Below are 26,628 nucleotides of genomic sequence, written 5' to 3' on the forward strand. Positions count from 1 at the left end.
AAGCCTATGAGTTTGCGCTTGACAGGGGAAGCCCGCCGCGAATGTAATAGGATATAACTTAGAACAATCCCAGATGAGGAACGCGCCGCCCCTTCGGGCCCCGCGCACACACGACCGAGGAAGCCGCAATGTCAGAGCGACTAAGGGTTCACGTCGATCCGGAGAAATGCCAGGGCCACGCCCGCTGCAAGGCCCTCGCGCCGGAGCTTTTCGAGCTCGACGAATATGGCAACGCGCACGAAGCCGGCGACGGCGCCGTCCCGCCGGGGCTTGAGGACAAGGCCTGGCTTGCGAAAGCCAACTGCCCGGAAATCGCAATCGATGTGATCGAGGAGTAGCGCGGCCGCCTGCGTGCTTCCAGCGAACACGAGCCAAGGGATTCCCTGCCATGACCGACGTCAACCAGCCCACCGCCCATCCGCCCGTGACCGACTGGGTCCATGATTTCGACCACACCGATCCGCAATGGACGGAGGACCCGTTCCCGATCTGGGACGAACTACGCGCCGCGAGTCCCGTGGTGCACACGGAACGCTTCCTCGGCTGCTACCTGCCGACGACCTATGAAGCCGTGCGCGAGATCGCCAACGACACCCAGCACTTCTCCTCACGCCGCATCATCGTCCGCGATGTGCGCCCCGAAGTCGCGAGGAACGCGGCGCCGCCGATCACCTCGGACCCGCCCGAGCACAAGCCGGCCAAGCAATTGCTGCTGCCGCCTTTCACGCCGGACGCGATGAAGAAGCTCGAACCGCGGGTTCGCGCCATCTGCAACGAACTGATCGACGAGTTCATCGCCGACGGCAAGGTCGACGCCGCCGCACGCTACAGCAAATACATCCCGGTTCGGGCGATCGCGCACATGCTCGGCATTCCCGAGAGCGACAGCGATCTCTTCATCAACTGGATTCACATGATCCTCGAGCTCGGCATCAAGGACGAGAGCAAGCTGCTCCAGGCCGTGCAGGAGATGACGGCCTATTTCAGCGGCCACATCGAAACGCGCAAGAACAAGCCCAGCGACGACCTGATCTCCTATCTGATGAACGCCAGGGACAAGCAAGGCAATCCGCTCGAGGACTCCCACGTGCTGGGCTCGCTGCGCCTGCTGCTGATCGCCGGCATCGACACCACCTGGAGCGCGATTGGCTCCTCGCTCTGGCATCTTGCGAAGACGCCGGCCGACCGCGAGCGGCTGATCGCCGAGCCCGGACTGATCCCGACCGCGGTGGAGGAGCTGCTGCGCGCCTATTCACCGGTGACGATGGCGCGCGAGGTGGTCAAGGAAACCACGGTCTCGGGTTGTCCGGTGAAGCCCGGCAACATGGTGCTGCTGTCGTTCCCGGCCGCGAACCGTGACCCCAAGATGTTTCCGGACGCTGACAAAGTCGTGATCGACCGCCGCGAGAACCGCCACGCCGCCTTCGGCCTCGGCATTCATCGCTGCGTCGGTTCCAACCTTGCGCGAATGGAGATGCAGGTTGCGCTGGAGGAATGGCTCAAGCGGATTCCGGACTTCCGGCTCGATCCGGCAGGCACTGTGACCTGGTCACAGGGCACGGTGAGAGGCCCCCGGCAGTTGCCATTTTTGCTGGGAAAGGCGATGTAGGCCTTCCCCAGACAAAAGGAAGCGGAAGGCCGGACGTGACAGAGCAAGCAATCCAACCGGCCTCCGAGACTTTTGACGTCGCCGACGCTGAACGGCGGATCAAGGCGATCTTCATCGGCTCCATCGGCAATCTCGTCGAGTGGTACGATTTCTACGCCTATACGGCATTCGCGCTCTATTTCGCTCCCGCCTTCTTTCCCGGCAACGACCCTGTCGTGCAGCAATTGAATGTCGCCGTCGTGTTCGCGGCGACCTTCCTGATGCGGCCCCTGGGCGGCTGGTTCTTCGGCTATCTCGCCGACCATTTCGGCCGGCGCATCTCGCTGACTCTGTCCGTCGTCTTCATGTGCTTCGGCTCGCTGATCATCGCGCTGACGCCGACCTATGCCACGATCGGCTTCGCAGCGCCGGTGATCCTCGCGCTCGCCCGCGTCATCGAGGGCCTGAGCCTCGGCGGCGAATACGGCGCCAGCGCCACGTATCTCAGCGAGGTCGCCGACCCCAAGCATCGCGGCTTCTATTCCAGCTTCCAGTACGTCACGCTGATCGGAGGCCAGCTCACCGCGATCATCGTGCTGCTGCTCCTGCAAAAGGTCTTCCTCACACCGGAAGAGCTGAAGGCCTGGGGCTGGCGCATCCCCTTCGCGATCGGCGCGCTGCTGGCGATCTTCGCCGCGGTGATGCGGCGCGGCCTGCACGAGACCGAGGCGTTCGAGGAGGCCAGGAAGGTGGTGAAGCCGACCGGCTCGATCACCAATCTGCTGCGCTATCCGCGCGAGCTCTTGCTGGTCGTCGGTCTCACCGCCGGCGGCACCGCCGCGTTCTACACTTTCACCACCTACATGCAGACCTTCGTCAAGCTTTCGGTCGGGCTGACCGAGGACCAGACCACCTTCGTGATCTTCGGCACGCTGATTTTCGCGACCATCCTCCAGCCGATCTACGGCGCGATCTCCGACAAGATCGGCCGCAAGCCGCTGCTGATTTTCTTCGGCGTCGCCGGCACGCTCGCTACCGTTCCGCTGCTGATGGCGCTGAAGGAGACGAAATCGCCCTTCATGACGTTCATCCTGATCTGCGCCGCCTGGCTGTTCGTCGCCGGCTACACCTCGATCAACGCCGTGGTGAAGGCTGAATTATTCCCGACCAATGTCCGCGCCCTCGGCGTCGGCCTGCCCTATGCCATCACGGTCTCGATCTTCGGCGGCACGGCGCCGGCGATCGCGCTCTATTTCAAGAGCATCGGGCACGAGGAATGGTTCTATTTCTATCTCAGTGGCATCATCTGCCTGTCGCTGATCATCTATTCAACCATGCGCGATACCAAGCACGCCTCCGCAATGCATCGGCACGAGTAGGCCATGACAGACGAGACGCCATCCGACAGCAAGCTGACGCGCACCAAGGAGAAGTGGGCGCGCGAGGGCCGGTTCCTCACCGGCAAGATCACGCGTCCGGAAGATCAGCGCCTGCCGCCCGGTCAGCACCTCACCAAGGACTGGCCGGTGCTCGATCTGGGCGTCGTACCGCCGGTCTCGCGCGAGCGCTGGCGGCTCGACGTCTACGGCGCGATCGAAACTCCCGTGTTCTGGACCTTCGACGAGTTCATTGCGCAGAAGCAGGCGCGGTTCACCTCCGATATCCACTGCGTGACGACCTGGTCGCGCTACGACAATGAATGGGAGGGACTCGCGACGCGCGAGCTGCTCGCGGCCTGCCAGCCGCGCGAGGATGCGCGCTTCGTCGTGCTGCATTCGTATGACGGCTACACCACCAACCTCCCACTGGAAGACTTCGCCGCCGAGGACGCGCTGCTCGCCCATAGCTGGTCGGGCCAGCCCCTGAGCGAGGAGCATGGCGGCCCGGTGCGGCTGGTGGTGCCGCATCTGTATTTCTGGAAGAGCGCCAAATGGCTCCAGGCCATCGAATTCCTGACCGAGGACGCGCCGGGCTTCTGGGAAGTCCGCGGCTATCATAACCGCGGCGATCCCTGGGCCGAACAGCGCTATTCGGGCGATTAGGCTCACGCAAGGACGAGGGAAGCCCATGCCGACCGAACGCTTTCAATTCACCGGAGAAGGCGGCCATCAGCTCTCGGCCGCGCTGGAGCTGCCTGACGGCGAGGCCGCGGCGTTCGCGCTGTTCGCGCATTGCTTCACCTGCGGCAAGGACGCGCTGGCGGCCAAGCGCATTGCAGTCGCGCTCGCCGCCAAAGGCATTGCGGTGCTGCGGTTCGACTTCACCGGACTCGGCTCCAGCGAGGGCGACTTCGCCAATTCGACGTTCTCCTCCAACGTCGCCGATCTCGTGCGCGCAGCCGATCATCTGCGCAGCATCCGCAAGGCGCCGTCAGTCCTGATCGGCCACAGCCTCGGCGGTGCCGCGATCCTTGCGGCAGCAGGACAGATCCCCGAAGCCAGGGCGGTCGTGGCCATCGCGGCGCCGTCCGATCCCGCCCACGTCACGGGTCTGTTCAAGGAGCATATCGACAGGATCCGCACCGAGGGCGAGGTCGAAGTCTCGCTCGCCGGACGTCCGTTCCGGATCAGGCGTGAATTCCTCGACGACATCGCCGAGCACGAGCTAATGAAGGACGTCACCGGCCTGCACAAGGCGCTGCTGGTGATGCATTCGCCTGTCGACGACACCGTCGGCATCGACAATGCGACGAAGATCTTCGTTGCGGCGAAGCATCCCAAGAGCTTCGTCTCGCTCGATCATGCCGATCATCTGCTGACGAAGCCCACCGACGCGCTTTACGCGGCCGACGTGATCGCGGCCTGGGCGAGCCGTTACATTGACTCAGCACAGCCCGCAAAAGCGATGGATCTAGCCGAGGACCCGCGAAAGGTCGTGGTGCAGGAGACCCGCAAGAGCAAGTTCAACCAGATCATCACCGTCGGGCCGCATCATCTGGTGGCCGACGAGCCGGTCGCGGCCGGCGGCGCAGACGCGGGACCCGGCCCGTATGACTTCCTGCTCGCCGGTCTCGGCGCCTGTACCTCCATGACCATGCGCCTCTATGCCGACCGCAAGTCACTGCCGCTCGAGCGCGTGACCGTCACGCTGAAGCATTCCAAGATCTACGCAAAAGACTGCGAAGAATGCGAGACCCGCGACGGCATGCTCGACCAGATCGAGCGCGACATCACGATGGACGGCGCCCTCGATGCCGAGCAACGCAAGAAGCTGATGGAGATCGCCGACAAGTGCCCGGTGCATCGGACGCTGACGTCGGAGATCCGCATCGTGACGAAGGCGGTGGACTAGGCGCCTGCACTAAAACGCGATGCGATTAGCATGAATCGTCATCGCGCTTTAGGTTGTTGTTTAAGCGTGATCTTTTCGGAAAACCGCTGCGCACTTTTCCGGATCATGCTTTAGAAGCACGATGCCATCGTCCGCACGGCCGCGCTGATCTCGCTCTCGCGCCACGCCGCGAAGCCGAGCAGCAGGCCGCGATCGCGGGGCCGGCCAACCGCCAGGCTCGACAGGGCGCGCGTCTCGACCCCCGCCGCAACCAGCCGCTTCACCGTCGCCTGATCAGTGCGCCCGCGCTTGAGTCGGGCGACGAGCTGGATGCCTCCAGGAGGCACTTCGACCGAGAGCGTCCCGCCGAGCTGTCGCTCCAGTTCCTCGACGAGGTGATCGCGGCGCGCGTGATAGAGCCGGCGCATCCGGCGCAGATGTGCGAGGAAATGCCCATCGGCGATGAGCTCGGAGAGTGCCTCCTGGATGTGACTCGAAGCGATCAGTCCGATGTGCCGCTGCGCGATCTCCAGGATGCTGGCCAGTGCCGGCGGCGCGACCAGATAGCCGAGCCGGATATCCGGCGTCGTCGCCTTCGAGAAGGTGCCGACATAGAACACGCGGCCATGGGTATCGAGCGCCTGCAAGGCCGGCACCGGCCGGCTGTCATAGTGGAATTCGCCGTCGTAATCGTCCTCCACGATCCAGGTCTTGCCGGGCCTGCTCAGGTTGAGAAACTCGGCGCGGCGGGCCAGCGACATCAGCCGCCCCGTCGGATGCTGATGCGAGGGCGTCATGAAGATCAGTTTTGGCGCCGCAAGGCCCGGCATCCGTTGCATACCCTCCTCGTCCAGTCCGATACCGCTCACGCGCGCGCCGGACGCCCGGAAGGCGGCCGCAGCACCGGGGTAACCGGGATCCTCGACCCAGACCTCATCGCCGGGCGTGATGATGGTCGCGGCAATCAAGGTCAACGCAGCCTGCGCGCTCGGCAGGATCATGATCTGGCCTGCGGCGGCCCGGACACCCCGGCTGGTCGCCAGATAATCCGCGAGCACCTCGCGCAGGCGCGTCCGGTTGACCGGGCCGAGCTCGCGCCTGGCTGCACGCAGGGCACCGCGGCGCAAGCAACGCGCCCAGACCTCGTCCGGAAACTCCCTGAAATCGCCATGCCCCGGGCGCAACGGCCTCAGCGATGCCTGATAGGACATCGGCCAGTCGGTCTGCTTGAGATTCGAGGCCCAGGGCGAAAGTCGCAACTTTCCGGAGCGTCCAGGCGCCGCAGCGGCACCCGCTCCTAGACGATCTCCGCCACCATCGACCGTGACCACCGGACGGCGGCCGTGCGATGCCGCAATATATCCCTCGGCGGCAAGCTGTTCGTACGCATAAGTGACGGTGTTGCGGGAGACGCCGAGATCGCTCGCGAGCCGACGGCTCGACGGCAGCGTACGGCCCTTCCCGAGACGGCCGCTCGCGATCAGGTCTCTAAGCTGGCTCGTCAGCTGCGTCACCAGCCCGGCGTCGTCCGTCCGTTTCAAGTCGATCAGAGCGGAGATCACCTCCTCCGAAATTGGCATCTTATTATTCTCCAATCTGGCGCTTTTTCAGGTGCCAGTAGCGATGCTATCCGGCGAACTGGACTGCTTCAAGGACTCCGAGATGAACTCACTTTCACCCCGCGCGGCCGTCGGCCTTTTCCTCATCGTCGTGCTGGCCTGGGGTGTGAACTGGTCGGTGACGAAGCAACTCGTGGAATTCGTCTCGCCGCTGTGGACCGCCGCGATCCGGAGTTGGATCGCTCTGGTCGGCCTGATCGTGATCCTCGGACTGAGCAAGAATCTGGTGATCCCGGAACGACGCGATATACCCGTCATCCTCAGCGTCGCGCTGCTGCACATGACGCTGTTCTCGATCCTCGTCGCGGCGGGTCTGCGCTTCCTGCCCGCGAGCAAGGGCGTCGTGCTCGGCTACACCACCCCGCTCTGGGTCGCACTCGCCGCCCCCATGCTCGGAAAGGGCACGCTGACCGCGCCGAAGCTTGCCGGCGCCCTGCTCGGGCTGATCGGGCTTGCCGTCATCCTGAATCCGTCCTCGATCGACTGGACCAATTCAGGCGTCCTGCTCGGCGCCGGCATGGTCATCCTGGCCGCCATCTCCTGGGCCGCGAACATCATCTATATGCGCGCGCATCGCTGGATCGCTTCTCCGCTCCAGCTCCTGCTCTGGCAGGTGCTCGTGGCCACGGCCGTGTTGTCGACACTGGCGATGATCATCGACGGGCTGCCGCAAGTCGAGTGGTCATGGCGGCTCGTGTCGCTGTTCCTGTATTCGGGCCTGATCGGAACGGTGCTGGCCTATTGGGCGATGTCGATGGTCAACAAGAGCATCTCGGCGCTGACGACGTCGCTCGGGACCACCGCGACGCCGCTCGTCGGCATCGCCAGTGCCGCGATCCTGCTGGGTGAGCCGATCGACGCGAGCCTTGCCATCGCGGCCGGACTGATCGTCAGCGGCATCGGCCTTGCGACGCTCGGCGACCGACTGCTGCGCGGTCAGGCCACTGCGAGGGGTTGAACCCGCAGCGCACCGCGCAGACCCGCCGTCGTGCCGACCAGGATGCCGGCGAGCGCCACGAACGACCCCAGCGCAAGCGTCGAGACGCCGGTGAGCCCCTGCCCGATCGAGCAGCCGAACGCCATCACGCCGCCGATGCCCATCAGCGCCGCGCCGCTGCCCGAGCGCAGCATGTGACGCGGTGAGGAATAGCCTTCGAGCTTGAACCGGCCCGTAGCGAGCGCCGTCACCAGACTGCCGGCGAAGACGCCGGCCACCGTCGCGATGCCGAAATTCAGCGTAAGACCGGTCGAGAGCATGGCGTACTGCAGAGTATCCGCGATCGGCGCAATGAAGGTGAGCGAGGTCACCGGGACGGGGTTGAAGTCGTCGGCGCCGAGACAGTCGGTGACATACCAACCGCCGGCGACGAGCAGGCCCACGACGACACCTGCCGAGATCTGACCTGGCGAACGGCGAAACGCCGGGTGCGCGAAGGCGAACAGCATCAGCCCGACGACCGTCGCGGCGGCGGCAAGCGCGCGTGAAAGCGATTCCGTGACACCGAGCATCACCAGCACGGACGGCAGCGAATTTGCGCTGACAGTCGTTTGTGAGGCCTGGACCAGCGCGATACGCGCCGGCGCGATCAGGCCCTTCAGCGTCATCTGCGCGGCAATGGCGAGCACGATCACGACGACGAAGGAACGGAGATTGCCGCGGCCGAGCAGGACCAGCGCCCGCGAGCCGCAGCCGTTCGACAGCACCATGCCGTAGCCGAACAGCAGGCCGCCGAGGAAGAGCACAGGCACTGAGAATGACTGCTGCAGATAGATCGACTTGCCGAGATCGACCATGCCGTTGCCGGCAAGGAGCTGGCTCGCAGCGATCGCAACGGCGATCGCCAGCGCATAACTCCGCACCAGCCGCCCGTCTCCCTCCGCCAGAAGGCCGCGCATGCTGCTCATCAGGCAGAAACCGCTGAGCAAGCCGACGGCGCCGTAGACGAGCCCGATGACGAGACCGGCGAGGATGACGAACTGGGCGGCTTCCATCGATTGTTCTCAGATCTCTCGACGTTCTCCGTCATTGCTAGCGCAGCGAAGCAATCCAGAAATGCATCCGCGGAGACCGGCTGGATTGCTTCGCTGCGCTCGCAATGACGATTTGCTACGGCTTCAGGATGACCCGGTCGCGCGAGGAGCCGGCGACGGCGACATAGGCTTCCCTGGCACGCTCAAGCGGATAGATCGCATTCGCCCTGATCGGAAACGGCTTCAGATGTCCGCTCGCAAAGCCCGGACCAAGGTCGCGCAGCACCGCGCCCGTCGCGGCCGAGGATAGACCCAGCGTGTCGATGCCGACATAGGTGTGCTGCCCCCGATAGAATTCGAGGATGTTGAACTGCACGATGCGGTCGATCGCGGCGATCAGGATCTGGCGGCCGCGCAGCGCAAGCGATTTGTGCGCGGCCTGGAAGTAGGGATCGCCGACGGTGTTGAAGACGATGTCGGCGCCCTTCCCGCCGGTCAATTCGCGCACGCGTGTGGCAACGTCAATGGCAGAGGCGTCGATCACCTCCACCGGCACGCTGCTATGCCCCTCATAGGCTTCCGTCCTGCGCACCACGCCGATGACGCGCGCGCCCTGCCAGGTCGCGATCTGAACCGCGGCCTGTCCGACCTTGCCGTTGACGCCGAACACCAGCACGGTCTCGCCGCTCTTCGGCACGCCTGCGCGGCGAAAGCCTTCCATCGCGGTGACGAAGGGGACGCCGATGCCGGCGGCCGCCTCCCAGGACACGGTCTTCGGTTTCTCAACGACGGCGTCAGCCTCGACCACGAGATGGGAGGCATGGGTGCCGTCACGACGGATACCGAGATCACCGGACGAGCCGAACACTTCGCGTCCGACCGTACCCGCCGGCCCGTCGATCACCACGCCGGCGTAGTCGCGGCCGGGAGTCCGGGGAAACACGGCATAGGGCATCAGCCCCGTCGCAGCCTTGATGTCGGATGGATTGACGGCTGCGGCCTTAACCTCGATCAGAACATCGCTCGGACCGCGCTCGAGTGTCAGGCGCTCCACGACTGGCGCAAGCGCGGCAGCGTTTTCAGCCTTTGAGACAAGACGCACACAGCGCGCTTCGACGGTTTTGGCATCGGCTGTCGACATGAAAAGACCCGCGATTTCTCGCGGGCCTTGTCGCCCCTGGGCGCGGTCAAGTCAATCCATCCCGTCAGTCCTTGGGGCGCTTGTCGTACAGCCGCCTGGCCTTGCCGAGCGAACGTTCCAGCGTGGCGGGCGCGACCACCTGGACCCTGGAGCTGATCCCGATCGTGTTCTTGATGTGGGTCGATATCCGGTCCGCATGGTCGAGCAGACCACGGCCGTCCCAGCTCTCGGGCCGCGCCTCCGCGATGATCGTCAGTTCGTCCATACGGCCTTCGCGAGTCAGTTCCAGGATGAAGTGCCCGCCGCACCAGTCGGTCGCGAGCAACACCTCCTCGATCTGGGTCGGAAACAGGTTGACGCCGCGCAGGATGATCATGTCGTCGGAGCGGCCGGTCACCTTCTCCATCCGCCGCATGCCGGGCCGCGCCGTGCCCGGCAGCAGTCGCGTCAAATCGCGGGTGCGATAGCGGATCACCGGAAAGGCTTCCTTGGTGAGCGAGGTGAACACCAGCTCGCCCTTCTCCCCATCCGGAAGCACCGCACCGGTCTCGGGGTCTATCACTTCGGGGTAGAAGTGGTCCTCCCAGATGTGCAGGCCGTCCTTGGTCTCGATGCATTCCTGCGCGACGCCGGGGCCGATCACCTCGGAGAGACCGTAGATGTCGGTCGCGTCCATGTCGAAGGCGTCCTCGATCTCGCCGCGCATCGCATTGGTCCAGGGCTCGGCGCCGAAGATGCCGACCTTGAGCGAGCTCTGGCGCGGGTCGAGCTTCTGGCGCTTGAACTCGTCGAGGATCGCGAGCATGTAGCTCGGGGTCACCGTGATGATGTCAGGACGGAAGTCGTTGATGAGCTGCACCTGCCGCTCGGTCATGCCGCCGGAGATCGGCACCACGGTGCAGCCGAGCCTCTCGGCGCCGTAATGCACTCCCAAGCCGCCGGTGAAGAGCCCGTAGCCATAGGCATTGTGGATGATCATGCCGGTGCGGCCGCCGGCGGCACGGATCGAGCGCGCCATCACCTCCGACCAGGTGTCGATATCGCGCTGCGTATAACCGACCACGATGGGCTTGCCCGTGGTGCCGGACGAGGCATGCACGCGCACCAGCTTTTCGCGCGGCACGGCGAACATGTCGAACGGATAGTTGTCGCGCAAATCGGTCTTCACCGTGAACGGAAATTTCGCGAGATCGGACAGTTCACGAAAGTCGGACGGGTGCACGCCGGCCTTGTCGAAGGCCTTGCGATAATGCGCGACGTTGTCATAGGCGTGCTTCAGCGACCAGGCCAGCCGCTGCTTCTGCAGCGCCATGATCTCGTCGCGCGAGGCGCGCTCACGTGCGTCCATCTCGGCGCTATAGCTACTGGCACCTTCCTTGAGCCTCGTCAGAGCCATCCTCGTTTCCCCACATTGGTTTGTTCTTTTCTTTGGTCTTATTGATCTGGCGCCGGCAGCCATGTGCCGGGAACGACACGCGAATGCCCGCGGAATTCCGCGATGACGGCGGTGCCGGCAGTGACACGCACATCATAGATGCCGGAACGGCCGCCACGAGTGACTTCCCGTGCCTTTGCAATGAGGCGGTCGCCGAGCTTGCCCGGCTTGATGAAGGTGATCTGTCCCTGCGCCGCGACAACGCGCTCGTTGTGCGAGTTGCAGGCGAACGCGAAGGCGGAGTCGGCGAGGGTGAAGATGAAGCCGCCATGGGCGATGCGCTGGCCGTTGACCATGTCCGGCCGCACCGTCATCGCAAGCGTTGCGAAGCCAGGGCCGATCTCCACGATCTCCATCCCGAGACCCTTGGACGCATCGTCCTCCGCCCACATCGCGTCAGCGCAGGCACGGGCAATATCCTCGGGCGACAGGGCGGCTTTGACGTTCACGCGCTTCTCCGGGCCAGATGCTTGCACATGATGTTCTGCTGGTTGGCTCAAGCTGTCAAATAATGCGACGCATTTGCATTCATGGGGTCTGATCTGCCCGATCAGACATGGTCATAATCGACGACGACACGCTCTGACGATGGTTTGGCCTGGCAGGTCAGGACGAAGCCGGCCTTCAGCTCCCACGGTTCCAGCGAATAGTTGATGTCCATCGGCGCCTCGCCCTCGACCAGCTTGGCGCGGCAGGTCGAGCACATGCCGCCCTTGCAGGCGAAAGGCAGATCGACCCCGGCACGCAGTGCGGCATCGAGGATCGCTTCGTCCTCGGCGACGGGCACGTCGCGCCGCTTGCCGTCGATGATCAGCGACGCAATCGCCTTCGGCGGCGCATCCGGCGCAACGGCTTTCTTGGGCCGCGGCTTGCCGCCGAATTCGGAGACGAAGCGCTCGACATGGATGCGTTCGTCCGCGATGCCGAGATCGCGGCAGGTCGCCTCGATCTGCTCGCTCATGCCGAGGGGGCCGCAGATGAAGACGTGATCGACGCTCCCCGCCGGCACCAGCGAGCGCAGCAGCACCCTCACCTTGCTGCCGTCGAGCCGGCCATGCAGGATCGGGATGTCCTGCTCCTCGCCGGAAATGACGTGGAAGAGCGAGAGGCGATCGATGAAGCGATCCTTCAGCTCCTCGAGCGCTTCGAGGAACATGATGTTGTCGGTGGTCCGGTTGCCGTAGAACAGGAAGAAGCGGCTGTCCGGCTCGCGGGCAAGCACACCCTTCACGATCGACAGGATCGGCGTGATACCAGAGCCGGCGGCAAAGCCGACATGGATGCGCGCGCGATCTGCCGGCGGGACCACGCCGAAGCGGCCGGTTGGCGTCATCACGTCAAGCTCGTCGCCGCATTTCAGCTCGTCCGCCGCCCAGCTCGAGAACGCACCACCATCGACCTTCTTCACGGCGATGCGGATCTCGCCGTCGTCGGGGCCGGAGCAGATCGAATAGGAGCGGCGCACCTCTTCGCCATCCAGCTTGGTGCGGAGCGTGAGATACTGGCCGGGCGTAAAGGCGTAATCGCCGGCGAGTTCGTCGGGAATGGCGAAGGTCATCGAGACGGCGTCGGACGCCTCGCGGCGGAGGCCGTTGACGGCAAGGCGATGAAAGCGTGGTGCGGCTGCGGACATCACGGGCACCCTACATTGGTCTCACTGCCGTCATTGCGAGCGAAGCGAAGCAATCCAGAATCCTTCTGCGGAAACAGTCTGGATTGCTTCGTCGCAAGAGCTCCTCGCAATGACGATGGTGTTGGCATTTGTGTGCCTCAATGACACTTGAAGTAATCGAAGGGTTCGCGGCAAGCCTTGCAGCGCCACAGCGCCTTGCAGGAGGTCGAGCCGAACTCGGAGAGCAACTCGGTGTTTTCCGAGCCGCATTGCGGGCACGCGACGGCCTGCTCGCCGAACAACGCGCGGCGCGAGTTCGAGGCCTGCGGCGGCGCAATGCCGTAGGCGCGAAGCTTCTGGCGCCCCTCCTCGCTCATCCAGTCCGTCGTCCAGGCCGGCGACAGAACGGTGCGCACCTTGGGATGATGAAAGCCGGCGCGCTCCAGCGCGATCTCGATTTCAAGCGCGATCATGTTCATGGCGGGACAGCCCGAATAGGTCGGTGTGATCGCGACCTCGACATGATCGCCATCGAGCGCAACCTCGCGCAGCACGCCGAGATCGGCGATGGTCAGCACCGGGATTTCGGGATCGACCACGCTTGCCGCGGCGTCCCAGGCCCGCCGGCGCAGCTCGCTGTCATGCTCCAGCACGCTCACCATGTCAGCCCCGGGAACGTTCGCTGCATCGACTGCAGCTCGGACAGGAGGTGGCCGAGATGCTCGCTGTGCCGGCCGGAGCGGCCACCCTGCTGCGTCCAGTCGTTCCGGGGCAGCTCGAGTGTCGCTTCGCCGACGACTTCGGACAGCCTCGTCAACCAGCGACCGCGCAAGCTCGCCGGATCGATGGCGATGCCGGCCTGGATCAGGGCGCGCTCGCCGTCGTCGACCGAGAACATCTCGCCGGTAAAGGCCCAGAGATGATCGATCGCTCCTTGAACACGCGCGTGGCTCTCATCCGTGCCGTCGCCGAGCCGGATGATCCATTGCGAGGCGTGGCGCACGTGATATGCGCTCTCCTTCTCCGACTTAGCGGCAATGGCAGCAAGCGTCGTATCGCGCGAGTTCATCATCGCGCGCCAGTAAAGATCGGCGAAGGCGGAATAGAAGAACTGCCGCACCAGGGTCTGGGCAAAATCGCCATTCGGCTGCTCGACCAGCAGCAGATTGCGGTACTGCCGCACGTCGCGCAAGTAAGCGAGCTTGTCCTCGTCGTTATCCCTACCTTCGACCTTGGCTGCGTAGCTATACAGCTCCCGTGCCTGGCCGATCAGGTCGAGCGCGATGTTGGAGAGTGCCATGTCCTCTTCCAGCATTGGCGCGTGCCCGCACCATTCCGACAGTCGATGGCCGAGGATCAGCGCATCGTCGGCGCGGCGCAGCGCGTAGAGCACCAGCGGCGTTTCGGAGACCTGGATGTTGGCGACGGCCATCACATGTGCCCCACTTCTTCCGGCACCTCGTAGAACGTCGGGTGCCGGTAGATCTTCGACTCCGCCGGCTCGAACATCATGCCCTTCTCGGCAGGATCGCTCGCGGTGATCGCGCTCGACGGCACGACCCAGATCGACAGGCCCTCGCCGCGACGGGTGTAGATGTCGCGGGCGGCTTGCAGGGCCATGGTCGCGTCGCTGGCATGCAGCGATCCCACATGCTTGTGCGCGAGTCCGTTGCGGCTGCGAATGAAGACCTCCCACAGCGGGGTGTTCGGCGTGGCCATCTTGATCTCCCTATTCGGCAGCTTGCGCGGTCTGACGCCGCGCGCGCTTGGCGGCATAGGCGGCTGCCGCCTCGCGCACCCAGGCGCCCTCTTCGTGCGCCTTGCGGCGCGCGGCCATGCGGTCGCGGTTGCAGGGGCCATTGCCGGCGAGCACCTGCTTGAATTCGGTCCAGTCGATCTCGCTGTAGCGCCAGTGCCCGTCCGCATCCTGCGTCATGCCGGGATCGGGAATGGTGAGGCCGAGATATTGCGCCTGCGGCACAGTGGCATCGACGAATTTCTGGCGCAGTTCGTCATTGGAGAAACGCTTGATCTTCCACTTCGTCGAGGTGTCGCTGTGCTGGCTCGTCGCGTCCGGCGGGCCGAACATCATCAGCACCGGCCACCACCAGCGGTTCAGCGCATCCTGCGCCATCGCCTTCTGCTCGTCGGAGCCGCGGCACAGCGTCACCATGATTTCGTAGCCCTGGCGCTGGTGGAACGACTCCTCCTTGCAGACGCGGATCATCGCGCGCGCATACGGGCCATAGGAGCAGCGGCACAGCGGGATCTGGTTCATGATCGCGGCGCCGTCGACCAGCCACCCGATTGTGCCGATGTCGGCCCAGGTCAGCGTCGGATAGTTGAAGATCGAGGAATATTTGGCCTTCCCCGCGAGCATGGCGTCGACCAGTTCCTCGCGCGAGGTGCCGAGCGTCTCGGCTGCGGCGTAAAGATAGAGCCCGTGGCCGCACTCATCCTGTACCTTGGCGAGCAGCGCGGCCTTGCGGCGCAGCGTCGGCGCACGGGTGATCCAGTTGCCCTCGGGCAGCATGCCGACGATCTCGGAATGGGCGTGCTGGGAGATCTGGCGGGTGAGCGTCTTGCGGTAGGCCGCCGGCATCCAGTCGTTCGGCTCAATGCGCTCCTCGGCATCGATGCGGGCCTGGAACTGCGCAGCCTTGGCCGCGTCTTCGAGACCGCGATCCTCGGTCTCGGCCGTATTCAGCGCCTGGGTATACATGCGCATCCTCCCGATTTATTGGGAGGGATAATATAACAGAAATTAGTTCATGCAAGATATTTCTGTAACATATAGGTCAGGCGCCGAACCGCCGTTCCAGGAGTTTTCGGGCCGCCGGCAACGGCCCTTTCTCATTGGTTGCATGGCCGTCAAGCCATTCTTCCGATGGGGCAAGCAGCGCGCGGTAGATCTCGCCGCAGAGCGCGCGGGCGGCCCTGCCCGGCCAATCCACAGGCAGCAGGCTCTCGGGCAGCAGCGGATCGCGCAGCACGACGCGCCGATAATAGTGGATCAAGAGGATTCGCGCGGTGAAGGCGTCGGCCTCGGACAGATCCGTGCCGCGCGCAATCGCGGCGCGCAGCGGCTCGAACGTCTTCATGAATTTCAGATAGGCATCCGCAGTACGATCGAGCGGCCAGCTCGCGCTGAGCAGGCGGCGGCCGCTGTCGTCTTCGGCCGAGACTTCGAGACGGATCGCACCCGCGGCCTCGTCGGGCACCGGCACACCTGACGGCGCGACCCACACACCCGGCAGCGGACTGCCGAAGCCGGCATTGCGCAGCGCCTCGCGCGAGGCGTCGCGGTCCTCGCCATTGCCGATGAGCAGCAGCTCGAAACGCCCGGTCCAGTCGGACGGCGGCGGATCGTAGATGTGGCGCGTGGCAGCTTCAAAAATCTGCCGACCCTTGTCGGCCAGGCGATAGAAACTGTTTCGCCCGACCTTCTCGCGCGTCAGCCAGCCGTCGGCAGCAAGCCGCGACATTGCGGTGCGGACCACGCCGCTGTCGATGTCCAGGCCTTCGAAGAATTCCAGCAGCGTCCCCAGCCACACCGAGCCGCCGCGCGGCACGATGGCATCGCCGAACACGGTGATGACGATGGAGCCGGTGCGCGACGGCTCGCGCTTGAGCTGGTCGATGATGCGGGAGAGTGGATGCGCCATGCGCGAGGCATAGCGCGTTTGGCGTGGCTGCGACAATGGATGGAAGCGACTCGCCTCTTCCATTCTCATGCGGGACGAAGTGGAGAACGAGCTACCTATGCGGATCGGGATACGCCAGGCTGCGCCAGCCGCTGCGATCAAATGGGCGCCACTGGCCCTCCTTCTGCGCAAGGCGATCGGCCACGGCATAGACGACGGCCGGATGATGGCCCATGCCGCAATGGCTGCTCTCCACCTCGATGCTCTCGGTCTGTGCGCCCGTTTTCTCCATGCAGCCCCGCCAGGCGCAGACACCGTCGGTGCGGCTGAAGATGGCGGTGGTTGGCACCGGCGGCGGAGCGGCGAGCTCGCCGCCGAAACGCGGATCGACCTCATCGGCCTTGTGCCCGCTGGCCCATTCGTAGACGCGCCAGGCGTTGGTCGATCGCGGATCGCCGGCAAAGGGGCTGCCGAGCGTGATCACCTGGCGTACCCGCTCCGGCATCATCTTGGCGAGCTGGCGGGCATAGAGGCCGCCGAGGCTCCAGCCGACCAGGCTGATCCTGCGGCCGTGCTTGTCGTTGAGCTCCTGGACCAGATCGACCATGGCATCCTGCACGCCCTCGCGCAGGCCGTAATTGCGACCCTGGCGCCAGCCGCTCACCGCATAGCCCTTGTTCGTCAAAAACGTGCGCAGCGCGCGCGTCGACGCATCGGAAGCCACGAGGCCCGGCAGCACCAGTAGCGGATGTCCATCGCCGCGCGGCGCAAGGCTCAGGAGCGGCAGCGCGCCGAGGAATGCGCCGAACTCGTGGATCGCGCGCCCTTCCAGAAACATCAGGGTACGTGACGGCGGACGCAGCGTCTGGGCAGTTGCGGTCATCGATGTTTTCCCCTGGAAAGACTTGCTGGAAAGGACGCCGGCTGCGAATCCGGCAAATGGGCATGAATTCCAATGCGCCGGCTTCTCGAACGTTCCGCAGCGCAACATGAATCAGCTAGGTGGCCGGTTCCAGACATTCAAGCGGGAGAGATGCGCGGCGGCAATAGGCCCGCACGGTAATGCTGACGGCCGTGACGCGAAAGTCACAGCAATCGAAGCAGGAATTCTGCGGAGTAGAGCGCGAGACCGGCGAGACCGCCGATCAGCGAACCATTGAAGCGGATGTATTGCAGGTCGCGGCCGATGTTGATTTCGATCAGCGTGATCAGCTGCGTCATATTCCACGCCTTGACCTGATCGGAGATGAAGGTGGAGACGCCCTTCTTCTGGTCGGCAACGAAGCTGCGCAGCACCGCTACCAAGCCCTTGTTGATCTCGCCGCGCAGCTCGGCATCGCCGGCGAGCGCCTCGCCGGCCGCGACGAACATGCCGGCGAGATGATGCTGCAGCACCTGCGTCTCGCCGCTCGCGCTACGCTCGATGAAGGAGCGCGTGTTGGCCCAGACGGTGCGGGCGAGTTCGGCAAGCTCGGGACGCGCGAGCAAATCGCGCTTCAAGCCGTCGATGCGATCGATGTAGGCCTGATCGGTACCGAGCCGATCGACGAAGCTCAGCACCATGCGATCGAACTCACCGCGGAACGGATGTTTGGGATCGCTGCGCACCTCGTTGAAGAAAGCGGTGGCTGAGACCACGATCTTGTTCACCAGAAACTTGTCGGCGCGATAGAGCCTGAGCAGGGTCGGCAACTCCGCGCGTACTTTCTCGCGGATCATCGCCATCGTTTCCTTCTGGTTCAGCGTGTCGTGCATCACACGCAGGAGATCGTCGAACAGGATCTGGTGCCGCCCCTCCGCCACGAAGCCGCGCAGCGTGCCGGCCGCGAGCGGCGCCAAATCGATCGCCTGGAGCTGCGATGACATGCGGCGGATGACGAAGCTCATCAGACCGGAGCTTTCGGTGGCGGAAACGGCCTCCGGGAGCAGGCGCAGCGCGAACCGCGCCAGATCATCGCTGCGCTTGCGGTTGCGCAGCCAGTCCGCAACGAAGGAGCCGAAATCGATCTCCTTCAGCTTCGCCTCGACGGGGCCGGCCTCGAGGAAATGCACCTGGATGAATTCGCCGAGCTTGTCGGCGAGGCGAGCCTGATTGCTCTGGATGATCGCCGTGTGCGGGATCGGCAGGCCGAGCGGCCGCTTGAATAGCGCGACCACCGCATACCAATCGGCGAGACCACCGATGGTCGCCGCTTCCGCGAAGGCTGCAACGAAGCCGAACACGGGATGCACTGGAAGAAGCCATTTCGCGACGACGAAGAGCAGAAGCGTCGCGGCCAGCACCAGCGTCGCCAGGGTTTTCACACGGCGCAGCTCGGCCGCGCGTTCGGCATCGCCGGGGGCGTCGAAGGAGAAGGTGGCGGGTGGAGTCATGACGGTTTGAGAGTACGTCATTCCGGGGCGGTCCGCAGGACCGAACTATGGTGCGCAATTGCGCACCTGAGAATTTCGAGATTCCGGGTTCGCCCTTCGGGCGCCCCGGAATGACGGTGGATGTGCTTACGGCAGCTCAAACAAAAGGCCCGCCGAAGCGGGCCTCAAATTCAGTTTCTACTCAGGCGCCAATCAGGCGGTCTTGTTGTAGACCTTGGCGAAATTGTCCTGAGCGGACTTCGCACCGTTGGCGGCGAGGTTGCCGAGATAGTCGGCGGTCGCCTTGGCACGCGAGACGAACACTTCGCCGCGGGAGCGGAGCAGGCTCGACTGGATCTCGACGGCTTCGCTGATCGATTTTGCCGACGCCAGCTTGTCGATGCCCGAGAAGAACGCCTCGGCGTCCTCGTAGATCGCCTGCTGGATATTGCGGCTGATCTTGCCGGCCTCGGCGACGGATTCGGCCACTGCGTTCTCGACAGCGGCGGTCACCCGCTCGGAGCCGGCGAAGGCCTCCGCGGCACGGTCCTTGGCAGTGTTGGCAGTCTTCTTGACGAATTCGCGGGCGGCCTCGGGAACTTCCAGATTCTGGATGTTCTTGAAAGCGTCCTTGAAGCCCTCGAAAGCGGTGTTGGTTTCAGTGGTCATGGGGGTTCTCTCCATCCTCATTGATCTGAGCTATGGGCTCACCCCGTCCTCATTGGCCCGGGGCAGTCACTTGTATGGCATAATTAATTGTGCGTTGCAACATTTGCATTGCGACGCACCATCACAAAAGTGTGATAAGCCTCGGCAAGAGGCATCATGATGCCTTTTTAGCCAACCGGTCCGATGATCGGCCCGATGCTGAGCGGGCGCTCCTAGTGCTGGACAGCGCCCGGCACCCCATACGCCTCCATCTGGGCCTGGACCTGCGCGATGTTGTGACCGAGCACGACGATGTCGTGGGTCCTGCCGTCGACATCCCGGACATGGTCGCGCAGCAGCGCCTCGGCCTTGAAGCCGAGGCTTTCGAACAGGGCGATCGCCGCCTGCTGATCGACGGTCATCTGGACCGAGAGCTTCTCCAGGCCGGCCCCGAGCGCGAGTGCAAAGGTCTCCTGCGAGAGCGCCTTGCCCACTCCCTTGCCGCGGACATCGGGCGAGACCACCATCCGGATCTCGCCGACATGCGGCGACCAGGAATGCGGATCGCGCACCAGCGTGCCGCACCCGACCACCCTGCCCTCTCTCACCGCGAGCAGGCTCTGAATCGCGCCGCGCTCGATCTCCTTGACCCATGCCGACAGGACCTTCGGCTCGCTGATGTTGCGGGGGAGGAACAGCAGATCGTGGGTCGGCAAGCCCTTGCCGAAGGCCAGCACGGCGGCCTCGTCCGCAGGCGACATCAAGCGGATCTCGACATCGCCGGCGTCGGACTTGACCCGACGCGGATAGGAACGCTGCTCGCTCATGTCGATCTCTTTCCCAGCCAGGAATCCAGTTTCGGCCACAGCCGCTTCACCGCGTTGGCGCCCGCGACGAGAGAGACGTGACCACCCTTCAGGATCACCTCCTCCTTGTCCGCCGAGCCGACCTTGGCGATCAGATGCTTGGCGGCCTCATACGGCACGATGTGGTCGTGCTCGGCGACCGCATGCAGGATCGGCACCGTGATGTCTTCCAGCTTCGCCGCCCGGCCGCCAACCGACATGGTGTCGTTGAACAGCTTGTTGTCCCACATCAGGTCCTTGGTGATGGCGCGGAAATACTCGCCCGCCAGCGGCAGCGTGTCGGTCGCCCAGCGGTCGAACATGCGGTAGGACTTCACGAACTCGTCGTTCCAGATGTTCTCCCAAAGCTGGATCTGGCTCGCCGTGCGCGAGGCGGGGCGCAGCATCTCGAACGAGGACAGGATCATCTCCGGCGGCACGTTTCCCACGCTATCGACGAGACGATCGACGTCGAAATAGCGGCGGTCGGAGAAGTTCGAGAACAGCTTCATCTCGCGGAAGTCGATCGGCGTGGTGAAGCAGATCAAATTCTTCATCGGCCCGTCCTGGTGGATCGCGCCGTAGAGCAGCGACAGCACGCCGCCGAAACAATAGCCGATGATCGAAACGTCCCGTTCGCCGGAATCGGCCTGCACGCGGCGGACGCAATCCGGAATGAAGTCGAGGACATAGTCCTCCATGCGCAGGTTCTTCTCCTCCGGCCGCGGGGCGTTCCAGTCCAGCATGTAGACGTCGTAGCCGCGCCTCAGCAGGAACTCGATGAAGCTCTGGCCGGGCACGAGGTCGAGGATATAGCCGCGGTTGGTCGTCGCCATCACGATCAGCACCGGCACGCGGTAGATCTCGTCCGACATCGGCCGATAGTGGTAGAGGCTCATGGTTCCGCGCGAATGCAGCACGTCCTTCGGTGTCGAGCCGAGCGAAGGGCCCGAGGTCGAGAAATACTCGACGCCCTTGATGCTGCGCTGGATCGCGCGCTGCACCTCGGACTGGATGCGCTCCGGGATGGACGCGAAATCAAGTCCCGTCGGCGCGTTCATTTTTGGTCTCCGCCTTCGGACGGCGGACGTTTCGTCCGCGGCGGCCGCGGAGCAGCGCCGCCCTGCTGCGCACCCGAACTGGCCGACATCTGGCTCAGCATCGACTTGATCTCGCCGAGTTGCCCTTCAATCGACTGAAGCCGCTCCGCGATACCGGTCATCTGCTCGCGGCTCGGCAGGTTCATGGAGAGCAGGTATTTCTCCATGAGATCGCCAAATTGCTTCTGAGCACCTGCAGCAACGCCGCCGGCGCGGTTCACGGCTTGCGAGAACTCGGGCGTCTCCATCGCCTTGGTCGCGAAAGAGTTGAAACCCTTCTCCATCTCGCCGACCATCTTCTGCCACAAGGCGACCGGATCGGTGATCTTGTCGGTCATCAGCATCCTCCCATGTGGAGGGCTTTGCACCCTTCTTTTCTCGCCATACCACACCGTTGCGAGATGCCGGTCAACCGGCAAGCCGCGGGCGCGGTGTCGCGCTCGCCGCTTCTTCACGGAACGAAACCGTGCGATACAGCAGCGACCAGCAGGAGGGACCGCGCCCGTGACCGCCCATCAGCCGCCCCACACCGTCCGCGCCAATGGCATCGACATCTGCTACGAGATCTTCGGCAACGACAATGCCGAGCCGCTGCTGCTGATCATGGGGCTCGGGGCGCAGATGATCCATTGGGACGATGCGTTCTGCGAGCAGCTCGCCGCGCGCGGCTTCCGCGTGATCCGCTTCGACAACAGGGACATCGGTAAGTCGAGCCATCTCACGGGCGGCAAGCGCCTGACCCCGCTCGAACTGCTGAAGCTGCGTTTCCTCAGGATTCCTGTGGCCGCAACCTACAAGCTGATCGATATGGCCAAGGATACGGTCGGCTTGATGGATGCACTCGGCATCAAGTCGGGGCATCTGGTCGGCGCCTCCATGGGCGGCATGATCGCACAGGAGGTGGCGCTGTCGTTTCCGCACCGCGTGCGTTCGCTGACGTCGATCATGTCGACGACGGGCAATCCGCGCATACCGCCGCCAACCCGCGAGGCCGCCGCGATGCTGATGGCGCCGCCGCCACGCAGCAAGGAGGAGTTCATCATCCGCTTCGGCCAGACCTGGAAGATTTTGCGCGTCGGCTCGTTTCCGGAAGAGGAAGCGCTCGACCTCGGACGTGCCGAGCGCGTGTTCGCGCGCGGGCTCAATCCGGCCGGCGTCGGGCGCCAGCTCCGCGCCGTGCTTGCCTCCGGCAGCCGCAAGGAGCGCCTGCATAGCGTGAAGACGCCGACGCTGGTGATCCACGGCACGGTCGATCCGCTGGTCCATCCCGAAGGCGGCAAGGACACGGCGGCGTCAATCCCGAATGCGAAGCTGCTGATGATCGAAGGCATGGGTCATGCCCTGCCCACGCGCTTCTGGCCGGAAATCATCGACGCGATCGACAAGCACGCGCATGGCGCGGCGGCGCGGGCGGCTTAGGTCTTCCGTGCGATCCAGATCACGTGGCGTGCGCCGCCGCCTCTGCCGGTGGCTCGGACGTTGACTTCGTTGACGTCGAAACCGGCGCTGCGAAGGCGCTTGGTGAACGCCGGATTGGGTCCGGACGACCAGACGGCGAGCACACCGCCCGGCCGCAGCGCCGTCTTCGCCGCCTGCAATCCGCTCGCACTATAGAGCGCATCATTGCCCTTGCGGGTCAGCCCTTCAGGTCCGTTGTCGACGTCGAGGAGAATGGCGTCGAAGGCCGACCGCTGCGCGCGGATGATTTCGCCGACGTCGATCTCCCGGATATTCACCCTGACATCGTCGAGGCTGTCGCCACAGACCTCCGCCATCGGACCTCTCGCCCAAGTCACCACCGCGGGCACGAGCTCGGAGACCACGACCTTCGCCTTGGCTCCAAGCACGGCGAGCGCTGCACGCAGCGTAAAGCCCATGCCCAATCCGCCGATCAAGACGACGGGCTTGGCGACCTTCTCGATCTGCTTCGCCGCGAGCGTCGCGAGCGCGGCTTCGGAGCCCGACAGGCGATTGTTCATCAGCTCGTTGGTGCCGAGCTTGATCGAAAACTCCTTGCCCCGCCGCATCAGGCGGAGCTCTCCGTCAGAGCCGGGGATTTTGGCGGTGTCGATCTCTTCCCAGGGAATCATGCCAGACATTTAGCACGATCGGGCGGGCCGTCACCCACCCGCCCAGACATCCAGCACATACCGGTTCTTCGCGCCCATCTCCTCGATCCAGCGCGCAGCCGTGGCGGTGTCGCTGCCGGCCTTCTCGCGCTGGATCGCAACCAGCGCGGCCTTCACATCGGGCTCCATCCTGCCGCCGTCGCCGCAGACATAGATGATGGCGCCCTGCTCGATCAATGGCCAGACCTTGTCCTTCTGGGCGGCGAGCACATGCTGCACATAGGTCTTCGGTCCATCCGCGCGCGAGAACGCCGTGAAGAGCTCGGTGATGCCGCCGGCCGCCAGTGCCTTCAGCTCATCGGCATACAGAAAATCCTGATCCGGGTGACGGCAGCCAAAGAACAGCATGGCCGGGCCGAGCGCGGCGCCTTTGGCCTTGCGCGCGGCACGCTCCTGGAGGAAGCCGCGGAACGGCGCCAGGCCCGTGCCCGGGCCGATCATGATGATTGGCACGGAGGGATCATCGGGAAGCCGGAAACCCGCCTTGGTCTCGCGCACCGTCGCATAGATCACATCGCCCGCCCGTCGATTGGCGAGGTAGTTGGAGCAGATGCCCTTGTAAGTGCCTCGGCCGGAGGCTGCCGGACCTTCGACCACGCCGACGGTGATGCTGCAACGCGCCGGATCGACCGACGGCGATGACGAGATCGAGTAATAGCGCGGGGCCAGCAGCGAGAGCATCTCCAGATAGACGTGGAACGGCAATTCGCAGGCGGGATATTCGAGCAGCAGATCGAACACCGATTTGCGCCTGGCCAATATCTCGCCGTGATAGCGCTCCAGCGTTTCAGGCTCCTCGCCGACGAAGCCCAGCAGCTTCGGCTTGGTCACAGGGCACCGGGTGTGCTCCGCCATGATCTGGATCTGCTTGCGCGTCGCGACCTGCTGGAGTTCGACGAACTCGCTGAGCAGGCGGCCGACCGACACGGCCTCGCCGACCGGCAATTGCGCACGACGGCCTTCGGCGACTTGCAATCTGATCTGATCGGCCGGCAGGAAGCCGAAGCGGCGGGCAACGGAATCCACCAGCGTCGGATCGTTGCGCGGAACGACGCTCAAATGATCGCCGACGCGGTAGGTGATGTCGGACGGCAACTGCACCTCGATGTGGCGCGTCGAGCGCTCCGACGGATGCGGTCCACTCTTGTTCTGCAGCTCGTCATTGACCAGCACCTTCATCGCCACCGCGCCGCCCTGGGCGACGATGGTGTTGACAGCGGTCACGGCCACCGGCTCGATCGCATAGAGCGGATCGTCCTCGGCGGTGCGGGTGAAATTCCAGTCGATGCCGAACTCCTTGGTCGCGACTTGCGCCGCAGCCGGGAACCATTTTTGGAACTGGCCGTCGAGATCGCTGCGCGCATCGCCCTCGCCGCGCGGATAGACCGCGCGCGCACCATGCTTCGACAATTGCTCGTCGATGAAGCGCGGCACCGATTGATAGGTCGCAGCCCAGTCGCTGTTGCCGCAGCCGAACACGGCGTAGCGCACGCCGGCGAAGGCATCCTTCGGCAAATCGCTACCAAGCCATTTGACGAACTGCGTCGCATTGTCCGGCGGTGCGCCGTTGTAGGAGGCGCAGATGATCAGCACACCGCCCTCCTGCGGCAGCCTGCCGACGTAATCGTCTAACGGGCCGAGATGCACGGCAAAGCCGTTGATCTCCGCAAGATCCGCCATCCGCGTCGCGAGCTCCTCGGCAGTGCCGAGATTGGAGCCGTACAGCACCAGCATCGGCGTGTTGTGGCCGGGCCGCGTCGTGGGTTTGCGCTGCGCCTTTGATGCCGAGGACGCAGCCGCAACCGGCCCGCCATAGGCACCGCGCTCGCGATCGGCGCGCGCGCGGACCTTGATCTTGAAGCCTTCCGGCTTGATCGTCAGCGTTTCCTTCAGGTGCATCTGATAGCGCTGATGGTCGATCAGCTTGAAGCGCTGCAGGATCATGCCGAGCGCGAGCACAGCCTCGTGCATGGCGAAGCCACGGCCGATGCAGGCGCGCTGGCCATTGCCGAACGGCTTCCAGGCATTGATCGGCCGTTTCGCTTCCGCCTCGCGGCTAAAATTCTCGGGATCGAATACATCCGGGTTCGGCCCCCAGACAGAGGGATCGCGATGCAGCGCGGTCACCAGGATGGTGGTGAACGTGCCCTTTCTGAGCTTGTACTTGCCGCCGCCGATGGTCTCGTCCTTGAGCGGCGAGATGCCGTAGGCCGGCGCGGGCGGCCACAGCCGCAGCGCCTCCTTCAGGATCTGCGTGATGTAGGCGAGCTGCGTCACCTGCTGATAGGTTGGCTTCGCGTTGACGTCGGGGCCGAAGACGCGGTCGACCTCGTCATAAGCCTTCTTGAGAATGTCGGGGTGCTTGAGCAGCGCATAGAGCGTGTAGGACAACAGGCCGCTGGTGGTCTCGTGGCCCGCGATCAGGAACGTGTTGATCTGGTAGCGGATATTGACGTCGTCGAGCTGCTCGCCGGTCGCGCGGTCGACGCCGGTCATCATCGCCGCGAGCATGTCCTTCTTGTCGTCGATGCCCTCCGCGCTCTTGCGCCGCCCGGCGATGATCTCGTCGACCATCCTGTTCATGAAGGCGACGTCCTCGGCGAGCGTCTTGCGGCGCTTCTGCATCCAGAGCTGCTCGAACGGCAGGCCGCGCGTCATCATGATGGTTTCGAGCGAACGCACCAGCGACTCGACGAAGGGGTGGTAGTCGCGCCGGTAGAACGAATTGAAACGATAGTCGAAGCCGCACAGGCCGATCGTGTCCAGCGTCAGCGCGGTCATGTCGTGGACGACGTCGATCTCGTCGTCGGCGTTGAGCCGCTCCCATTTCTGGACCAGCTGCTCGGCGATATCGACCATGCTTCCGTGGTAGGACTGCATGGCGCGGTTGCCGAAGGGCTGGAGCAGGATGTTGTGCGCCTTGCTCCAGTTCGGCTCGTTGGTATCAGCCGTGAACAGGCCGTCGCCGCCGACCGCGCGCACGCGCCGCAGCGCACCGCGCACCGTCTTGTCGAACCGCTTCTCGTCCGAGAGCTCGTCGACGAGATCGTGGCCGGACACGACGACGATCGGCGAGCCCATCATGTCGAGCCAGAAGATCGGCCCGAGCTCCCTGGCGAGCCGCGTCAGGTGCTGCACGGGGGCGGATGAATCCAGCGACAGCATGTTGCCGACCACCGGCTTGGTCGGCGGATGCGGAATCGGGTCCAGACGGTTCTTGGATGACATTTAACTACGTTCCCCCCTTGCCGTCATTCCGGGGCGATGCGCAGCA

Annotated in this window: 26 protein-coding genes; 7 read left to right on the top strand and 19 right to left on the bottom strand. The window is 64.5% G+C overall.

What is annotated here, in order from left to right:
* The first annotated feature begins 128 nt into the window (after positions 1 to 128).
* The 5 genes from XH96_RS27985 to XH96_RS28005 are packed head-to-tail and all read left to right on the top strand — an operon-like array spanning position 129 to position 4,879.
* Positions 129 to 338, top strand: coding sequence for a ferredoxin (locus XH96_RS27985; protein WP_028178369.1), 210 nt, complete (start codon positions 129 to 131; stop codon positions 336 to 338).
* 50 nt (positions 339 to 388) lie between these two features.
* Entirely contained in the window at positions 389 to 1,609 is a 1,221-nt protein-coding gene (locus XH96_RS27990) for a cytochrome P450 (protein WP_194388689.1), read from the top strand.
* Positions 1,610 to 1,644: 35 nt separating this feature from the next.
* Positions 1,645 to 2,967 carry an MFS transporter gene (locus tag XH96_RS27995; RefSeq protein WP_194388691.1) on the top strand — a complete coding sequence of 441 codons (1,323 nt, stop codon included), beginning with the start codon at positions 1,645 to 1,647 and terminating at the stop codon, positions 2,965 to 2,967.
* Positions 2,968 to 2,970: 3 nt separating this feature from the next.
* The gene (locus XH96_RS28000; protein ID WP_028178372.1) at positions 2,971 to 3,630 is read left to right on the top strand and encodes a sulfite oxidase-like oxidoreductase; all 660 of its coding nucleotides are present in this window, start codon (positions 2,971 to 2,973) and stop codon (positions 3,628 to 3,630) included.
* Between the two features lie 25 nt (positions 3,631 to 3,655).
* Positions 3,656 to 4,879, top strand: a complete 1,224-nt coding sequence (locus XH96_RS28005; protein WP_194388693.1) for an alpha/beta fold hydrolase — start codon at positions 3,656 to 3,658, stop codon at positions 4,877 to 4,879.
* Between the two features lie 110 nt (positions 4,880 to 4,989).
* Here the strand turns inward: XH96_RS28005 and XH96_RS28010 are convergent, their stop codons facing one another.
* Entirely contained in the window at positions 4,990 to 6,438 is a 1,449-nt protein-coding gene (locus XH96_RS28010) for a PLP-dependent aminotransferase family protein (protein WP_194388695.1), read from the bottom strand.
* A gap of 82 nt (positions 6,439 to 6,520) precedes the next feature.
* Between XH96_RS28010 and XH96_RS28015 the strand changes: the two genes are divergently transcribed.
* Entirely contained in the window at positions 6,521 to 7,435 is a 915-nt protein-coding gene (locus XH96_RS28015; protein WP_194388697.1) for a DMT family transporter, read from the top strand.
* Here XH96_RS28015 and XH96_RS28020 read toward each other — a convergent pair.
* From XH96_RS28020 to XH96_RS28095, 16 genes are all read right to left on the bottom strand, one after another.
* The gene (locus tag XH96_RS28020; protein WP_194388698.1) at positions 7,414 to 8,469 is read right to left on the bottom strand and encodes a YeeE/YedE family protein; all 1,056 of its coding nucleotides are present in this window, start codon (positions 8,467 to 8,469) and stop codon (positions 7,414 to 7,416) included. The genes XH96_RS28015 and XH96_RS28020 overlap by 22 nt on opposite strands.
* Before the next feature lie 115 nt (positions 8,470 to 8,584).
* Positions 8,585 to 9,589, bottom strand: a complete 1,005-nt coding sequence (locus XH96_RS28025) for a zinc-binding alcohol dehydrogenase family protein (RefSeq protein WP_194388700.1) — start codon at positions 9,587 to 9,589, stop codon at positions 8,585 to 8,587.
* Positions 9,590 to 9,653: 64 nt separating this feature from the next.
* Positions 9,654 to 10,985 (bottom strand): phenylacetate--CoA ligase PaaK, encoded by a 1,332-nt coding sequence (gene paaK / locus XH96_RS28030; protein WP_194388702.1) that lies wholly within the window; start codon positions 10,983 to 10,985, stop codon positions 9,654 to 9,656.
* A 38-nt stretch (positions 10,986 to 11,023) separates the two neighbouring features.
* On the bottom strand, positions 11,024 to 11,473 hold the full coding sequence (gene paaI, locus XH96_RS28035; RefSeq protein WP_194388704.1) for a hydroxyphenylacetyl-CoA thioesterase PaaI: 450 nt from the start codon (positions 11,471 to 11,473) through the stop codon (positions 11,024 to 11,026).
* Positions 11,474 to 11,574: 101 nt separating this feature from the next.
* Positions 11,575 to 12,657, bottom strand: coding sequence for a 1,2-phenylacetyl-CoA epoxidase subunit PaaE (gene paaE / locus XH96_RS28040; protein ID WP_194388706.1), 1,083 nt, complete (start codon positions 12,655 to 12,657; stop codon positions 11,575 to 11,577).
* 137 nt (positions 12,658 to 12,794) lie between these two features.
* Positions 12,795 to 13,298: a 1,2-phenylacetyl-CoA epoxidase subunit PaaD gene (gene paaD / locus XH96_RS28045; protein WP_194388708.1), complete on the bottom strand. Its 504-nt coding sequence runs from the start codon at positions 13,296 to 13,298 to the stop codon at positions 12,795 to 12,797.
* Complete coding sequence (gene paaC / locus XH96_RS28050) at positions 13,292 to 14,068, bottom strand: 1,2-phenylacetyl-CoA epoxidase subunit PaaC (RefSeq protein ID WP_194388710.1); 777 nt, start codon at positions 14,066 to 14,068, stop codon at positions 13,292 to 13,294. Before paaC ends, paaD begins: the two co-directional genes overlap by 7 nt.
* Positions 14,068 to 14,355, bottom strand: a complete 288-nt coding sequence (gene paaB, locus XH96_RS28055) for a 1,2-phenylacetyl-CoA epoxidase subunit PaaB (protein WP_015687593.1) — start codon at positions 14,353 to 14,355, stop codon at positions 14,068 to 14,070. Before paaB ends, paaC begins: the two co-directional genes overlap by 1 nt.
* A 10-nt stretch (positions 14,356 to 14,365) precedes the next feature.
* Complete coding sequence (paaA, locus tag XH96_RS28060) at positions 14,366 to 15,358, bottom strand: 1,2-phenylacetyl-CoA epoxidase subunit PaaA (protein WP_194388712.1); 993 nt, start codon at positions 15,356 to 15,358, stop codon at positions 14,366 to 14,368.
* A 76-nt stretch (positions 15,359 to 15,434) separates the two neighbouring features.
* Positions 15,435 to 16,301, bottom strand: a complete 867-nt coding sequence (paaX, locus tag XH96_RS28065; RefSeq protein WP_194388714.1) for a phenylacetic acid degradation operon negative regulatory protein PaaX — start codon at positions 16,299 to 16,301, stop codon at positions 15,435 to 15,437.
* Between the two features lie 91 nt (positions 16,302 to 16,392).
* Positions 16,393 to 17,163, bottom strand: coding sequence for a triacylglycerol lipase (locus tag XH96_RS28070; protein WP_194388716.1), 771 nt, complete (start codon positions 17,161 to 17,163; stop codon positions 16,393 to 16,395).
* Between the two features lie 203 nt (positions 17,164 to 17,366).
* Positions 17,367 to 18,653 (bottom strand): DUF445 domain-containing protein, encoded by a 1,287-nt coding sequence (locus XH96_RS28075; protein WP_194394283.1) that lies wholly within the window; start codon positions 18,651 to 18,653, stop codon positions 17,367 to 17,369.
* A gap of 192 nt (positions 18,654 to 18,845) precedes the next feature.
* The gene (locus tag XH96_RS28080; protein WP_061878177.1) at positions 18,846 to 19,301 is read right to left on the bottom strand and encodes a phasin; all 456 of its coding nucleotides are present in this window, start codon (positions 19,299 to 19,301) and stop codon (positions 18,846 to 18,848) included.
* Between the two features lie 212 nt (positions 19,302 to 19,513).
* Positions 19,514 to 20,107: a GNAT family N-acetyltransferase gene (locus XH96_RS28085; RefSeq protein WP_194388718.1), complete on the bottom strand. Its 594-nt coding sequence runs from the start codon at positions 20,105 to 20,107 to the stop codon at positions 19,514 to 19,516.
* On the bottom strand, positions 20,104 to 21,186 hold the full coding sequence (locus XH96_RS28090; protein WP_194388720.1) for an alpha/beta hydrolase: 1,083 nt from the start codon (positions 21,184 to 21,186) through the stop codon (positions 20,104 to 20,106). Before XH96_RS28090 ends, XH96_RS28085 begins: the two co-directional genes overlap by 4 nt.
* Complete coding sequence (locus XH96_RS28095) at positions 21,183 to 21,563, bottom strand: hypothetical protein (protein WP_194388722.1); 381 nt, start codon at positions 21,561 to 21,563, stop codon at positions 21,183 to 21,185. The genes XH96_RS28090 and XH96_RS28095 overlap by 4 nt, the downstream gene beginning before the upstream one ends.
* 166 nt (positions 21,564 to 21,729) lie before the next feature.
* Between XH96_RS28095 and XH96_RS28100 the strand changes: the two genes are divergently transcribed.
* Entirely contained in the window at positions 21,730 to 22,644 is a 915-nt protein-coding gene (locus tag XH96_RS28100; RefSeq protein ID WP_194388724.1) for an alpha/beta fold hydrolase, read from the top strand.
* Here XH96_RS28100 and XH96_RS28105 read toward each other — a convergent pair.
* Together XH96_RS28105 and XH96_RS28110 are read right to left on the bottom strand one after the other, a co-directional pair.
* On the bottom strand, positions 22,641 to 23,315 hold the full coding sequence (locus XH96_RS28105; RefSeq protein ID WP_194394284.1) for a spermidine synthase: 675 nt from the start codon (positions 23,313 to 23,315) through the stop codon (positions 22,641 to 22,643). The genes XH96_RS28100 and XH96_RS28105 overlap by 4 nt on opposite strands.
* Before the next feature lie 30 nt (positions 23,316 to 23,345).
* Positions 23,346 to 26,582 carry a bifunctional cytochrome P450/NADPH--P450 reductase gene (locus XH96_RS28110; RefSeq protein ID WP_194388726.1) on the bottom strand — a complete coding sequence of 1,079 codons (3,237 nt, stop codon included), beginning with the start codon at positions 26,580 to 26,582 and terminating at the stop codon, positions 23,346 to 23,348.
* Positions 26,583 to 26,628 lie beyond the last annotated feature (46 nt).

This window comes from Bradyrhizobium sp. CCBAU 51765 (assembly GCF_015291725.1).
Classification (GTDB): Bacteria; Pseudomonadota; Alphaproteobacteria; order Rhizobiales; family Xanthobacteraceae; genus Bradyrhizobium; species Bradyrhizobium liaoningense.